Below are 14,273 nucleotides of genomic sequence, written 5' to 3' on the forward strand. Positions count from 1 at the left end.
TAAAACACCCACACTTATCGGTAATCTGATTGTTAAAGAGCTGCTGAACCGTAAAACCGACAACAAAACCGTGCCGTAAGGAACAGCGAAGATGCGGACTATACGCCTACCAGAATATTTTGTCAAATACCGGAAAACAAAATATCCACAAACAAAAACTAAATCACTAAGGTGAAATGAAATTTACCCGGCATAAATACGACTGACCACTGGCTACCTGAAAATCAAATCTGAAACCGGCCACCTTTAATCTGCGAAGCATTGCGCAATTTCGCTGCCAAACTATGATTACGTAACGCATGGGTAAGCGCCACGGCTAAGCCGTCGGCCGCATCGGCTTGCGGCTTCCCTGACAGCCTCAGCATCTGCACCACCATATGCTGCACTTGTTCCTTGGCTGCCTTACCCTGCCCCACCACCGCCTGTTTCACCTGCAAAGCCGTGTATTCATATACAGGCAACCCGCGCAGCACCAACGCTGCCACTGCTGCCCCGCGCGCCTGCCCCAGCATCAACGTGGCAGCGGGATTGACGTTCACAAACACCTGCTCCACCGCCGCTTGGTTCGGTCGATAAGTATCGATAATCTCGCCGATGTGCTGCACGATAATGCCGATTCGTCCGGCCAGCTCGTCGCCGGGAATGGTTTTGATGCGGCCGGATGCCACATAGCTCTGATTCTGCCCCAGCACATCAATAACGCCAAATCCCGTTACCCGGCTGCCCGGGTCGATGCCCAAAATCCGTATCGGCTTCCGCATAGTTTTTCCCTTTAAATTACTCAAACTGGTTTTCAGGTAACCTCCGGCTTGTCAAGCAGGCTACCTGAAAACCGATTCGCCGCATTATTATAAGCCAAGTTTTCAGGTAGCCTGATATAAGCCAAGAGTCACACAGATTTGAAGTAGCCTACATAAAACGGTAAACTGCAAGCCGTTTCAATTCTTAAATTACGACTCCATCGCACCGATGAAGCCAGCATTCGACATCAAATCCGCCCGTCTCGACGCGCTCGCCATCCAGCTCAACACCACCGAACTGGCGGCCATCCGACAAACCCTCACCGAGCGCGCCGCACAATACCGCGAGCTCAGCGATATGCCGCTGCTGCTTGACGTGCAGGCATTCGACTCGCCGGACAACCTAGATTTAGACAGCCTGCTCGGTCTGTTTGCCGAGCACAGCCTACCCATCGGCACCCTGCGCCATCACGACGAGCAATGGCAGGCTGCCGCCCGCGCCCATCACTTAGCCTTTTGCAGCGATAACGCCAATGGTGAAGAACACAAAAGGCTACCTGAAAACACGCAACACGAAACGCCCAACACACCGCCCGCTCCTGCCGTGCGCCAAACCCTTGTGGTGGAGAAACCTATCCGCACCGGCCAACAGGTGTATGCCGAAAATGCCGACCTCATCGTACTGGGCTTGGTAAACGAAGGGGCCGAAGTCATTGCCGACGGCCATATTCATATTTACGCTCCCCTGCGTGGCCGTGCCCTGGCTGGCGCCAGCGGCAACCAAAATACCCGCATTTTCACCCAATCGATGCAGGCCGAGCTGGTATCCATCGCCGGCATCTACCGCACTTTCGACCAACAGCTGCCGCCGCACCTCCACCGTCAGGCCGTGCAGATATATTTGCAAAAAGAGCGGCTGTCCATCGCCGCCCTCAACAAGATTATTTGAAACAACACATATTTATTTAGCTACACAATACAAACGGCGGCAAACCATTTTCAGGTAGCCTTCTTCAGGTAGCCCGCCAAACGTAACAACCCATTTCAACAAAACAGATTCACATAAGGGAAAGGATCATAACCGTGGCAAAAATTATTGTAGTAACCTCCGGCAAAGGCGGTGTGGGCAAAACCACCACCAGCGCCAGCATCGCCAGCGGCCTGGCTCTAAAAGGACACAAAACCGCCGTTATCGATTTCGACGTCGGCCTGCGCAACCTTGACCTCATCATGGGCTGCGAACGCCGTGTGGTGTACGACTTAATCAACGTTATCCAAAACGAAGCCTCGCTGCGCCAAGCGCTGATTAAAGACAAGCACTGCGACAACCTGTTCATTTTACCCGCCTCACAAACCCGCGACAAAGACGCGCTCACTCGCGAAGGCGTGGAACACGTGCTCACCGAGCTCACCGAAAAAATGGACTTCGAATTTGTGATTTGCGATTCGCCCGCCGGCATCGAAACCGGCGCACTGATGGCACTGTATTTTGCCGATGAAGCCATCGTTACCACCAACCCCGAAGTATCCAGCGTGCGCGATTCCGACCGCATTTTGGGCATTTTGCAGAGCAAGAGCCGCCATGCCGAAAAAGGTGAACAGGTGAAAGAACACCTGTTGATTACCCGCTACAATCCCGATCGTGTAGAAAGCGGCGAAATGCTTTCGGTAAAAGACATCGAAGACGTACTGCGCATCCCGCTCTTGGGTGTGATTCCCGAATCGCAAAACGTGCTGCAAGCCTCCAACGTTGGCCTGCCTGTGATCCATCAAGAAGGCGTACCTGCCGCCGAAGCCTATAAAGACGTGGTGGCCCGCCTACTGGGCGAAAACCGGCCAATGCGTTTTTTGGAAGCAGAGAGAAAAGGCTTCCTGCAACGCCTGTTCGGAGGGTAAGCCATGTCATTGATTGATATATTGTTCGGCAAAAAGCCCAAATCCGCCAGCATCGCCCGCGACCGCCTACAAATCATCATTGCACAGGAGCGCGTGAAATCCCAAGCACCGGACTACCTGCCCACCCTACAGAAAGAGCTGTTGGGGGTATTATCGAAATACGTGCACGTTTCCCTCGACGATATCCGTATCTCACAGGAAACACAAAACGGTGTGGACGTGCTGGAGCTCAACATCATCCTGCCTGACTTCCAACGCAAAAGCGAAGAAGGCTAAGCCATGACCCTGACCGAATTGCGCTATATTGTGGCCGTTGCACAAGAACGCCACTTCGGCCGTGCCGCCCAACGCTGCTTCGTCAGCCAGCCCACCCTCTCCATCGCCATTAAAAAGTTGGAGGAAGAACTCTCGGTTTCGCTATTCGACCGCAGTAGCAACGAAGTCAGACCCACCGAAACCGGCGAGCGCATCATCACCCAGGCGCACCGTGTTTTGGAAGAAGCCGACCGTATCAAACATCTGGCCGCCTCCGAGCAAAATGAGCTGGCTGGCGTGTTCAAGTTGGGGCTGATTTTTACCGTGGCTCCCTACCTTTTGCCGCGTCTGATTTTATCGCTGCGCAAAGTGGCACCCGATATGCCCCTGATGCTGGAAGAGCACCACACCGCCAACCTCACCGATTCCCTGAAAAAAGGCGAATTGGATGCCATCGTGGTGGCCGAGCCCTTCCAAGAGCCGGGCATCATCACCGAGCCGCTGTATGACGAGCCGTTTTTCGTCATCGTGCCGAAGGGGCACGAATTCGAAGAGCTCGACGCCGTATCCGTGCAGCAGCTGACAGAACAGCAAGTGCTGCTGCTCAGCGAAGGCAACTGCATGCGCGACCAAGTTTTAGAAAGCTGTAGCAAATTGGCCTCCCGCCAGCGCATCCTCGGCCTGGCCAACACCCTGCAGGGCAGTTCCATCAACACCATCCGCCATATGGTGGCCAGCGGCCTGGGCATCAGCGTACTGCCCTCCAGCGCTCTCACGGACAACGACCACCTGCTGTTTTCCATCATCCCCTTCGAGCCGCCCGTACCCAACCGCCGCATCGTATTGGCCTCGCGCCGCAACTTTGTACGCCCGCAGGCATTGCAGGCATTGCGCCAAGCCATTCTGAAATCCCAGCTTACCGGTGTGCGTTTTGCCGAAGCCTAGCCGGTTTGACAGAGGCTACCTGAAATCGTCTGATTATTTTTCAGGTAGCCTTAAAACGGCCGGCAAGCGGCAAACCATAATGCCTGATGAAGCACAGTGCTTCAGCCATGCCTTAAAGATGAAAAGGCTACCTGAAAATCCCAACAACCATTTTTCAGGTAGCCTTTAGCTTTGTTTTGTTTAATCGGCAAACCAAGTACAATACCGCCATTATTTTTTCCAACTTTCCTGCACAACCATGCTCACCTTCCAACAAATCATCTTCAAACTGCAAAACTACTGGGCCGCCCAAGGCTGCACCCTGCTCCAGCCGCTCGATATGGAAGTTGGCGCCGGCACATCCCACCCCGCCACCTGCCTGCGCGCGCTCGGCCCCGAACCGTGGTTTGCCGCCTATGTTCAACCCAGCCGTCGCCCCAAAGACGGCCGCTACGGCAACAACCCCAACCGCCTGCAGCACTACTATCAATTTCAGGTAGCCCTCAAGCCCGCCCCGGCCAATATTCAAGACCTCTATCTCGATTCCCTGCGCGAATTGGGCATCGACCCAAAAGTGCACGACATCCGCTTCGTGGAAGACGACTGGGAAAACCCCACCCTCGGCGCATGGGGCTTGGGCTGGGAAGTTTGGCTCAACGGCATGGAAGTGACTCAGTTCACCTACTTCCAACAAGTCGGCGGCATCGACTGCACCCCCGTGCTTGGCGAAATCACCTACGGCATCGAACGCCTGGCGATGTACCTGCAAGGCGTGGAAAACGTTTACGACCTCGTTTGGGCAAAAACGCCGGACGGCAACACCGTTACCTACGGCGATGTGTACCACCAAAACGAAGTCGAACAATCCACCTACAATTTCGAATACAGCGATGCCGACTGGCTGCTGCGCCAATTCAACGACTACGAAGCGCAAGCCAAACGCCTGCTGGCCGTGGAAGACACCAGCCTCGCCCTGCCCGCCTACGAACTCGTCCTCAAGGCCGGCCATACTTTCAACCTCTTAGACGCACGCGGCGCCATTTCCGTTACCGAACGCGCCACCTACATCGGCCGCATCCGCGCGCTGAGCCGCACCGTGGCGCATAAATACGTGGAAAGCCGTGAGAAACTGGGCTTCCCGCTGATTAAAAACAAGGCGCAAGCAGCCTGAAAATGCTAGAATTCTCACCAACCTAACAAACAAGTGCCGCCCGCCTCCTGATCAAAAGCCCAGCACCCTCTACAGCAACGGCAGGCTACCTGAAACCAAACGACACGCTGCAATGAACACCCAAACCCTTTTAATCGAACTCCTCACCGAAGAACTCCCCCCCAAGGCTCTGAACAATCTTGGCAACCACTTCGCTGCTTCTGTTGCCGAAGGCTTGGAAAAAGCGCAACTGATTGACGGCGCAGCAGAATATATCGCCTACGCTTCACCGCGCCGTTTGGCCGTTCAAGTCAAAAACGTCAAAGCCGTGCAAGCCGATCAGAAAATCGTAAAAAAAGGCCCTGCCGTGTCGAATGCCATGAAAGACGGTGCGCCGACCAAGGCTTTGGAAGGTTTTACGCGCGGCGCGGGAGCAAAAATCGAAGACTTGACCATCATCCACGACGGCAAGCAAGACGTGTACGCCTACGAATATATCCAAACCGGCAAACCGTTGGGCGAACTCTTGGAAGACATTATCAATCAAGCAGTTAAGAAACTGCCGATTCCGAAAGTAATGCGTTGGGGCAGCAGCACATTTACCTTCGTGCGTCCCGTTCACGGGCTGATTGTGCTGCATGGCGGCGACATCGTAAACGTCAGTGTTTTGGGCCTGCAAAGCGGCAATCAAACCTTGGGACACCGCTTCCTGTTCAACGGCGAAATCACCATTGAAAATGCCGACAGCTACGCCGCACAAATGCTCGAGCAAGGCAAAGTCGTCGCTTCATTTGCCGAGCGCAAGGCCGCGATTCAGACGGCCTTGAACGAACAAGCAGATCGTCTGAAAGCTACCGTTGCCGCCGATGAAGCGCTGCTGGACGAAGTAACCGCGCTGGTCGAATACCCCATTGTTTTGGAAGCTGGTTTTGAAGAACATTTCCTCACCGTGCCGCAAGAATGCCTGATTCTGACCATGCAACAAAACCAAAAATACTTCCCGCTGCTCGACCAAAACGGCAAACTGATGAACCGCTTCCTGCTGGTCTCCAACCTGCAAACCGAAGACCCGTCGCACATCATCCAAGGCAACGAACGCGTTTTGCGCGCGCGTCTATCTGATGCCGAATTCTTCTACAAGCAAGACCAGAAAGCGACTTTGGAAAGCCGCCTGCCCAAGCTGGCGAACGTGGTGTACCACAACAAAATCGGTTCACAAGCCGAACGCATCGAACGCCTGCAAAGCATCGCCGCCCACATCGCCAAAGCATTGGGCGCGGATGCAGCCGCAGCCGAGCGTGCCGCGCGTTTGGCAAAAGCCGACTTGGTTACCGAAATGGTTGGCGAGTTCCCCGAACTGCAAGGCACGATGGGTAAATACTATGCCCGCTTGGACGGCGAAACCGAAGAAATCGTCGATGCCATCGAGCAGCACTATCAACCGCGTTTTGCCGGCGATAGGCTACCTGAAAGCAAAACCGCCACCGCCGTAGCGCTGGCCGACAAGCTGGAAACCTTGGTCGGCATTTGGGGTATCGGTTTGATCCCGACCGGCGACAAAGACCCCCACGCCCTGCGCCGCGCCGCTTTGGGCATTCTGCGGATGCTGATGCAGTATGGTTTGGACGTGAACGAGCTGATTCAGACGACCTTCGACAGCTTCCCCAAAGGTTTGCTCAACGAGAAAACGCCGTCTGAAACCGCCGACTTCATGCAAGCGCGCCTTGCCATATTGCTGCAAAACGACTATCCGCAAGACATCGTTGCCGCCGTACTTGCCAAACAGCCGCGCCGTTTGGACGATTTGACTGCCAAACTACAAGCCGTCGCCGCGTTCAAACAACTGCCCGAAGCCGCTGCGCTCGCCGCCGCCAACAAACGGGTACAAAACTTGCTGAAAAAAGCTGATGCCTCGCTGGGAGAAGTCGATAAAAGCCTGCTGAAACAGGACGAAGAAAAAGCCCTGTACGCCGCCACTCAAGGCTTGCAACCGAAAATTACCGCCGCCATTGCCGAAGGCAATTTCCAGACGGCCTTATCCGAACTGGCCTCTGTCAAGCCGCAAGTCGATGCTTTCTTCGACGGCGTGATGGTAATGACGAAAGACCCCGCCGTAAAACAAAATCGCCTGAACCTGCTGAACCGCTTGGCAGAGCAGATGAACGCGGTGGCGGATATTGCTGTGTTGAGCGAGTAGCTAAATTTACCTGAAATATCAAGCATTTTATTACTAATCTCAACTTTAATACTTGGAAATAATTTTATGAAGCATATTCACCGCCCGTTACCATTCGTGCTGACATCTACAAATACCGGAGCAATGATCGTGAATCACCAAGATTATGCCTATGATCAACAAGGTAATTGTTATGGAGTAGGATATCAATATCTCAGCCAAGGTAGTTTCGACCCTTCCGAAATCGAACTAGTTCTGAACCTACTGAATTTACGTAAGAATTATCATGGCGAAGGAGTGGTTGCACTAGATTGTGGTGCGAATATAGGTGCACATACCATTGCCTGGGGCATAGAAATGACAGGATGGGGTAACGTTATTTCTTTTGAAGCTCAAGAACGTATTTATTATGCCTTAGCAGGAAACATAGCTTTAAATAACTGTTTCAATGTAAAAGCCATTCACGCTGCTTTAGGTAATACCAAAATACTACCAGATCCATCTACCCACTTCTTGGATATACCAGTTCCTGACTACACCAAACATGCATCGTTTGGTAGCTTAGAACTACGCCCTTCTGACCATAATGAGTTTATTGGCCAACAAATAGACTATCAGAAGCATACGCAAAAAGTACCATTACTATCTATTGACACTTTAGATTTGTCACGAATTGACTTAATCAAAATGGATGTGGAAGGAATGGAAATAGAAGTGTTAAATGGCGCAACAGATAGCATTAAAAAAAATAGACCCGTTATGTTGGTCGAAATCTTAAAATCTGGCGGAGATAAAATAGTTGATTTTTTCCAAAGCCTTGGATACACATTCTTCACCAAAGATATCAACCTATTAGCCATTCACAAAAGTGACCCAATCTTAGATCACCTTAAGGTAGGGCATAGTGAATACCGCTTACTTTCCAAACGGCTATGGCAAAAAAAAGAACATTCTGAAGCCTTACACTATTATGCAATATATCTGAAACAGCGAATAAATAAGGATAATGAGCTTACAGATGTCCATTTATTTCATCCTGACGTAGACAAGCCAAACTTTTAAACAATTTATCTTAATTAACGGCTTATAATTATATGAAATTATCCAAAGTGATTATTGCTTATTTATTTGGGAGAAAAAAGAAGTGCAACAACTTTGATTTGAATAATATATCATCAATTCTAATTCGCCCATTTGGTTTTGCCTTAGGTGACAGCCTGATACATCTCGCTTTTGCAGAACAATTAAGGAGTATATATCCAAATCTAAAGTTAGGCATTATGGCTGGACGAAACCGAGATTTATTTATAGCAAGTAATCTCTTTGATAAAATTATTCCTTGTAATTTTCTTGAATATACGAAAAATCATAAAAAATGGCAGTTACTATTAGACTTCAGAGAAACATACAATACCCCTGATTTAATCGCTGATAAAATCTTATCTCCTGAGACGACAATAATTTTCTCTAAACAAGATAAAGAATACTATAATCGCGAGACAATTTCTAATTATGATTTCTGCTGCCCGTTTGATCCAAATAGTCATGTCGTAAATCATCTTCAGACTTCTATATTTGGTCAATATTTCGACTTACCGAGAATTATTCCGAAATTAACAATTCCACACGTGGAAATAGATAAAGTGTCGCCTATTTGGGATAGGCTATTTACCCTACCTGCTAATCTTGGCAAGACTCTAAATATACTGCTAGCCCCTCAAGGGAATGCTCAATTGAAAAAACAAGTTCCCCCCTCAGAGTTAGCACAACTACTTAACGAAAGTCTTCCCGTATTCTCCAGAATCAGGGTATTAATGGGATACACAATTGGTAGCAAAGAATATTTCCAAACCCTCAAGGAATTATGCCGTTATGACATACTATTAGGTCTATCACCACCCACTACTTTAAAAGAATATTTAGCTTTATCAGCATCAGCAGATATTATCATTGGCGTAGATAGCGGAACTGTCCATCTAGCGTGTGCATTACAAAAACCATTATTAAGCTTCTATGCACGACATAATATAGATACTTGGCATCCATTATCAAATCCAAACACTCCTCACTTGATGATTACTGCCTCTCAAAACAATAACAACCCAGTAGCTACTGAAAATTTCCCTATTGAGTTGGCAGTAAAATGGTTATCCCAACAAGTTTCGTAATGTCGGTTGGTTGTATAATAAAGATCAAAATGTCACTTAAATATAAGTTAAAATTATGGAATTACAAGCGTAAATTTACCTACAAGAAGGCAAAAATTTTCTTCTATTACTTACCTTTATTAGCTATCGACACAATATTTGCAAGAAAACCTGTATCCAACTTACCCAAAAAAGGCAATATATTATTAATATTCAATAATGTAATTGGTGACACTGTAGTCTGTACTGGCCTGCTTAGAAATTTAGTAGAATTAGGTTATGAAGTTTCTGTTTCATCACGAAAGCAATCTTTGGATTTATTAAAATATAACCCTTATATAAAAGAAACCTTTCTTTACAATGATAACAAACTAACAAATTTCTTTTACTCCTTATTATTACTTAGAAAAAAGAATTTTGATTTAGCCATCGAAGTACGCATTGCGAGAAAACCCTCCTATAAAGACTTACTTTATCATGCATTGATAAAATCACCAATATTAATTGGTTGTAATAAGGATATGTTTAAAACTTTTAATGTAACTATCCCTTGCAAATTGCAACAAGTACATGTAATCGAACCTTTAAGAAGAATATTAGATATATTTGGTAAAAATATAACTTATAGAGACATGTCTTATGACTTATTTTTTTCTCAAGCTGAAGAGGACTATGTTGCAAGCCAAGTATCTGAGAAAAATTTCATAATATTTAATCCACTTGGTAGTAAAAACACGCATTGTTTATCCCCAAAACAAGCTCAATGCATATACGATCAACTGAATATCTTAGGGTATAAAATCTTTATTACTGGAGAAAAAGAAAAACTAAGCATACTAGGATTTAGCGAAAGCATTATTTTTCAATCTAGAAATATTATTGATATAATTCCTTTGGTGAAGAAAGCAAAGTTAATTGTTAGTGTTGACACATCAATTATTCATATTGCAACCACTTTCAATAAGAATACCATCGCCATTTACCCACACTCATCTAAAGTTCATATACCAAGCCCTCCACAGAGCGAATTAGATCTAATAAAATACAACTACTGGCTATATTACACCCAAATGGAATATGGTTTATATGGCATACCAGTTAACAAAATATCTAACTTCTTCTCTATTAGCACGGTTTTCTGGCATCCAAATAACCCAAACAGCATACAAATTGTTGTGGACTATGACTATATATCCAAAGCTAGCTCAATAGATTTAACTTACCGCATCAATGAAGCCATCGACTCTTTAGAAGTGTTCTAGTAATTCATTACCATTAACATTATGAACATTCCATTTTCAAAAAAAATTATTATCCGCCTGTTTGGTCAAAAGCGACACTCTATTGGCTTTGATTTTAATAATATAAAATCCATCCTAATCCGCCCATTAGGGGATGCTGTCGGCGATGCAATTATCAATCTAGCTTATGCCAAGCAATTAAAAAACATTTACTCAAATATCCAATTAGGCGTACTGGTTACTAATAGAAATAAAAATATTTTTTCCAACTCTCCATTAATAGATAAAACGATAGATAGAACTCCTATCAACTATCTTAGGCAGCGAAAAAAATGGGATTTACTCCTAGATTTTGGTGAATGCCTGGATAGTAGAAGCATTACCGCTTCATCTATTCTTTCTCCTCGTGCTATTATGATTTTTAAAAAACGGGCACGTAAATATTACTCTATGCAAAATGTTCATAACTATGACTTTTACTGTCCCTACAATCCAAATGATCACGTAGTTCGACATTTACATACATCATCTTTTTCCCAATACTTCTCTATCCCAGAGGCTATCCCAGAATTAAAAATCCATCTAACTGAACAAATTTCTGGGAAATTCTGGCAATGTGATACCGAAAAGAAGATTCGTATATTTTTAGCACCGCAGGGTAGCGTTCCTTTTAAATGCTTGCCAGAAAAAGAGTTATCAGAGTTACTGAACTTGTTCAATAAAAATTATTTTAGTCAAGCTAAATTTATTGTATGCAACACTAAAAACTCAGAAGAATATTTTAAAAAATTAAAACTATTATGTACTTCTGACATTGATTTATCACTTGCTCCAAAGACCTCACTAGAGGAATATATTGCGCTAACAGCATCATCTGATATTGTTATTGGGGTAGATAGTGGTACAGTGCATTTAGCGTGTGCCCTGAAAAAACCTCTTCTAAGTTTTTATGTTGACCATAATATAAATACATGGGGCCCACTGCATCACAAAGATGTTCCCCATTTTATGGCAGTTTCCCACTCTGAGGAATGTTTTTCAGAAAGTGAGGAAATTAGCTGGCAACATCGTGGAGATTTCCCTATTGCAAAAGCTGCAAACTGGTTAAACCAACAAATCACCACCATTTTGGAGCAACAAAATGCATAAACCCATCGCATTAAGTACCCATAAATTCGCCACTGGTGGTGGAATAGAAAGTTATACGATTGATTTGGCAAAGCAGCTTTCAAATGATGGAAAAAAAGTTAAGGTTTATGCCTCGAAATTTGATCATAGCTTACCGGAATACTCCAAAATTCAACCAGTATTAATTAATCAAAAACATACTCTGAAAAAACTGCGGCCATTTTTCTTTACCAGACAGCTAAATAAAATTCATCACACTGATGAATATCTGATTGCCTGCAACCCTTCTGATTATGCCGATATTTATATTTGTGGTGGGACTCATTTAGGCTACCTAAAAGCCATGGAGCAATCGCCAAACTTGATTGACAAATTGGCTGTATATCGAAATCGTACCAATTATACCACTGCAAAATCCATTATGGCGCACTCAGAAATGATGCGTCAGGAGCTGATTAATCTATATAATATTCCGGCACAAAAAATCCAAACAATCCACCCGCCTGCCGATACAAACCGCTTCACCCGCCATTCAGAAGGAATTGCCTCTATCCGGCAACAATATGGGTGGAAAGATGAGGATGTTATTTTCCTATTCCCGTCCACAGGCCATAAACGCAAAGGATTAGATTTATTGGCAGATTATTTTAAAACTATTACCTTGCCCATCCGGCTTGCCGTTGCCGGGTCACCGCTTCCTTATCCGATTGCAAACGTGCAGGAATTAGGCTTTTGCAAAAATATGCCAGATCTTTACCGCGCCGCTGATTACACCATCATGGCCTCGCTATATGAGCCTTTCGGCTTAGTGGGCGTGGAATCAGTGTTATGTGGCACTCGTGTTGTTTTATCGGAAAATATAGCATGCTGCGAAGTTATGAATAACGAGGCAGGCTTCTTCTTCTCGCGGGAAGATAAGCACAGTTTGGATCAAGCTATTCGCCAAGCTGTTGCTCTTAAACAGCAAGGCCGACATAAAATCGACAAACCACTATCGGCATTAGCTTACAATCCTACTCTTGAGTATCATATAACCAAGCTCTATGCCATGCTGGAAGAGCTGGAACATAATTAGAACACTCCAAGTATCTGCTTTATGCACCTCCTCATCACCGGTGGAGCCGGCTTTATCGGCTCGGCAGTTATCCGCCATATCATCCATCACACTCGAGATTCTGTTATCAACCTCGACAAGCTCACCTACGCAGGCAACCTCGAATCCTTGGCAGAAGTTTCAGGTAGCCCCCGTTATACCTTTGAGCAAATTGATATCTGCAACCGTGCCGAGCTCGACCGCATATTTGCCCAGCATCAGCCCGACGCGGTGATGCACCTGGCAGCAGAAAGCCATGTGGATAGGAGCATAGACAGCGCTGGCGAATTTATCCAAACCAATATTGTCGGCACCTTTAACCTGCTCGAAGCAGCCCGCTCCTATTGGCAAAGGCTACCTGAAAGCCGCCGCGTGGCATTCCGCTTCCACCATATCTCCACCGATGAGGTGTTTGGCGACTTGCACGGCACCAGCGATTTGTTTACAGAAACTACGCCCTATGCCCCGTCCAGCCCCTATTCTGCCAGCAAGGCTTCCAGCGACCACCTTGTGCGCGCCTGGCTACATACCTACGGCCTGCCCGCCATCCTTACCAACTGTTCCAACAACTACGGCCCCTACCACTTCCCCGAAAAACTCATTCCGCTGATGACTCTGAACGCCCTAGCCGGCAAACCCCTGCCTGTCTACGGCAACGGACAGCAAATCCGCGATTGGCTCTTTGTGGAAGACCATGCCCGTGCGCTGTATCAAGTCATTACCCAAGGCAAAATCGGCGAGAGCTACAATATCGGCGGCCACAACGAAAAAACCAATCTTGAAGTGGTACAAACCATCTGTACCCTGCTGGAAGAACTTGCTCCCGAAAAACCTATTGGCGTGTCGCGTTATGTCGACCTGATTACCTTTGTGCCCGACCGCCCAGGCCATGATCTGCGCTATGCCATCGATGCCGCCAAAATCGGCCGCGAGCTGAGTTGGCAGCCGCAGGAAACATTTGAATCCGGTATGCGCAAAACCGTACAATGGTACTTGGATAACAAAATCTGGTGGCACCGCATCCTCGATGGCCGCTACCGCCTGGAACGGCTCGGCCATTCATCAATCCGATAAATTGGAGCCTATTCATGAACATCCGCAACACCACACTACTCGGCTTCCTTGCCCTCGGCCTTGCCCTCTCCGGCAGCGTGGAAGCCAAAACCCGCCCCCACCGCGCACCTGCCGCCGCCCAGCAGCAGCAACGTGCCGACGGCAGCAGCCAAGAGCGCGCCGTGGTTATCCACGAAAACGACACCCCGCGCGGTATTGCCGCCGAAAACCACTGGATTGCCCAAAACATGCCCGGCTACCGCAAAGTCGGCCAAGCCCTGGTTCAAGGGCAAAACGGCATCTACGACCGCATCAGCGTAGTCGGCCCGAACGGCGAGCGCAAAGAAGTATTCTTTGAAATCAGCGAATTCTTCGGCCGCTACAACGGCAAACTACTGGGCGCGGAATAGGCACAGCAAACCATAAAAAGGCTACCTGAAACATTTGTTTTCAGGTAGCCTTCTGTCACA

14 protein-coding genes are annotated in these 14,273 nt (G+C 47.2%); 13 read left to right on the forward strand and 1 reads right to left on the reverse strand.

Annotated elements, in window-relative coordinates; translation table 11 throughout:
• Window positions 1-224: 224 nt before the first annotated feature.
• Window positions 225-761 carry a crossover junction endodeoxyribonuclease RuvC gene (gene ruvC, locus A7Q03_RS06780; protein ID WP_067441723.1) on the reverse strand — a complete coding sequence of 179 codons (537 nt, stop codon included), beginning with the start codon at window positions 759-761 and terminating at the stop codon, window positions 225-227.
• Window positions 762-969: 208 nt separating this feature from the next.
• Between ruvC and minC the strand changes: the two genes are divergently transcribed.
• From minC to A7Q03_RS06835, 13 genes are all read left to right on the forward strand, one after another.
• Complete coding sequence (minC, locus tag A7Q03_RS06785) at window positions 970-1,689, forward strand: septum site-determining protein MinC (RefSeq protein ID WP_067448453.1); 720 nt, start codon at window positions 970-972, stop codon at window positions 1,687-1,689.
• A 134-nt stretch (window positions 1,690-1,823) separates the two neighbouring features.
• Window positions 1,824-2,636: a septum site-determining protein MinD gene (minD, locus tag A7Q03_RS06790; RefSeq protein WP_067441717.1), complete on the forward strand. Its 813-nt coding sequence runs from the start codon at window positions 1,824-1,826 to the stop codon at window positions 2,634-2,636.
• Window positions 2,637-2,639: 3 nt separating this feature from the next.
• Window positions 2,640-2,912, forward strand: coding sequence for a cell division topological specificity factor MinE (gene minE / locus A7Q03_RS06795; RefSeq protein WP_067441713.1), 273 nt, complete (start codon window positions 2,640-2,642; stop codon window positions 2,910-2,912).
• Between the two features lie 3 nt (window positions 2,913-2,915).
• Window positions 2,916-3,836, forward strand: coding sequence for a hydrogen peroxide-inducible genes activator (locus tag A7Q03_RS06800; RefSeq protein WP_067448455.1), 921 nt, complete (start codon window positions 2,916-2,918; stop codon window positions 3,834-3,836).
• Between the two features lie 238 nt (window positions 3,837-4,074).
• Window positions 4,075-4,986, forward strand: a complete 912-nt coding sequence (gene glyQ, locus A7Q03_RS06805) for a glycine--tRNA ligase subunit alpha (protein WP_067448457.1) — start codon at window positions 4,075-4,077, stop codon at window positions 4,984-4,986.
• Window positions 4,987-5,098: 112 nt separating this feature from the next.
• The gene (glyS, locus tag A7Q03_RS06810) at window positions 5,099-7,162 is read left to right on the forward strand and encodes a glycine--tRNA ligase subunit beta (RefSeq protein ID WP_067448459.1); all 2,064 of its coding nucleotides are present in this window, start codon (window positions 5,099-5,101) and stop codon (window positions 7,160-7,162) included.
• A 129-nt stretch (window positions 7,163-7,291) separates the two neighbouring features.
• Entirely contained in the window at window positions 7,292-8,203 is a 912-nt protein-coding gene (locus A7Q03_RS06815) for an FkbM family methyltransferase (protein WP_197474140.1), read from the forward strand.
• A 32-nt stretch (window positions 8,204-8,235) separates the two neighbouring features.
• Entirely contained in the window at window positions 8,236-9,309 is a 1,074-nt protein-coding gene (locus A7Q03_RS09865) for a glycosyltransferase family 9 protein (RefSeq protein ID WP_082880715.1), read from the forward strand.
• A gap of 29 nt (window positions 9,310-9,338) precedes the next feature.
• On the forward strand, window positions 9,339-10,550 hold the full coding sequence (locus A7Q03_RS06820; protein ID WP_167508165.1) for a glycosyltransferase family 9 protein: 1,212 nt from the start codon (window positions 9,339-9,341) through the stop codon (window positions 10,548-10,550).
• 21 nt (window positions 10,551-10,571) lie between these two features.
• Window positions 10,572-11,678 (forward strand): glycosyltransferase family 9 protein, encoded by a 1,107-nt coding sequence (locus A7Q03_RS09870; RefSeq protein WP_067687250.1) that lies wholly within the window; start codon window positions 10,572-10,574, stop codon window positions 11,676-11,678.
• Window positions 11,671-12,732, forward strand: a complete 1,062-nt coding sequence (locus tag A7Q03_RS06825) for a glycosyltransferase family 4 protein (RefSeq protein ID WP_067448465.1) — start codon at window positions 11,671-11,673, stop codon at window positions 12,730-12,732. The genes A7Q03_RS09870 and A7Q03_RS06825 overlap by 8 nt, the downstream gene beginning before the upstream one ends.
• A gap of 21 nt (window positions 12,733-12,753) precedes the next feature.
• Complete coding sequence (rfbB, locus tag A7Q03_RS06830) at window positions 12,754-13,824, forward strand: dTDP-glucose 4,6-dehydratase (protein ID WP_067448467.1); 1,071 nt, start codon at window positions 12,754-12,756, stop codon at window positions 13,822-13,824.
• Window positions 13,825-13,838: 14 nt separating this feature from the next.
• Window positions 13,839-14,213 carry a hypothetical protein gene (locus tag A7Q03_RS06835; RefSeq protein ID WP_082880716.1) on the forward strand — a complete coding sequence of 125 codons (375 nt, stop codon included), beginning with the start codon at window positions 13,839-13,841 and terminating at the stop codon, window positions 14,211-14,213.
• Window positions 14,214-14,273: the final 60 nt, after the last annotated feature.

The sequence above is a fragment of the Eikenella sp. NML99-0057 genome (genome assembly GCF_001648535.1).
Classification (GTDB): domain Bacteria; phylum Pseudomonadota; class Gammaproteobacteria; order Burkholderiales; family Neisseriaceae; genus Eikenella; species Eikenella exigua.

Bases quoted from the DNA above. Each gene is read 5' to 3' on its own strand.
- ruvC (WP_067441723.1), bottom strand. From the start codon at position 761: ATGCGGAAGCCGATACGGATTTTGGGCATCGACCCGGGCAGCCGGGTA.
- minC (WP_067448453.1), top strand. From the start codon at position 970: ATGAAGCCAGCATTCGACATCAAATCCGCCCGTCTCGACGCGCTCGCC.
- minE (WP_067441713.1), top strand. From the start codon at position 2,640: ATGTCATTGATTGATATATTGTTCGGCAAAAAGCCCAAATCCGCCAGC.
- A7Q03_RS06800 (WP_067448455.1), top strand. From the start codon at position 2,916: ATGACCCTGACCGAATTGCGCTATATTGTGGCCGTTGCACAAGAACGC.
- glyQ (WP_067448457.1), top strand. From the start codon at position 4,075: ATGCTCACCTTCCAACAAATCATCTTCAAACTGCAAAACTACTGGGCC.
- glyS (WP_067448459.1), top strand. From the start codon at position 5,099: ATGAACACCCAAACCCTTTTAATCGAACTCCTCACCGAAGAACTCCCC.
- A7Q03_RS09865 (WP_082880715.1), top strand. From the start codon at position 8,236: ATGAAATTATCCAAAGTGATTATTGCTTATTTATTTGGGAGAAAAAAG.
- A7Q03_RS06820 (WP_167508165.1), top strand. From the start codon at position 9,339: ATGTCACTTAAATATAAGTTAAAATTATGGAATTACAAGCGTAAATTT.
- A7Q03_RS09870 (WP_067687250.1), top strand. From the start codon at position 10,572: ATGAACATTCCATTTTCAAAAAAAATTATTATCCGCCTGTTTGGTCAA.
- A7Q03_RS06825 (WP_067448465.1), top strand. From the start codon at position 11,671: ATGCATAAACCCATCGCATTAAGTACCCATAAATTCGCCACTGGTGGT.
- rfbB (WP_067448467.1), top strand. From the start codon at position 12,754: ATGCACCTCCTCATCACCGGTGGAGCCGGCTTTATCGGCTCGGCAGTT.
- A7Q03_RS06835 (WP_082880716.1), top strand. From the start codon at position 13,839: ATGAACATCCGCAACACCACACTACTCGGCTTCCTTGCCCTCGGCCTT.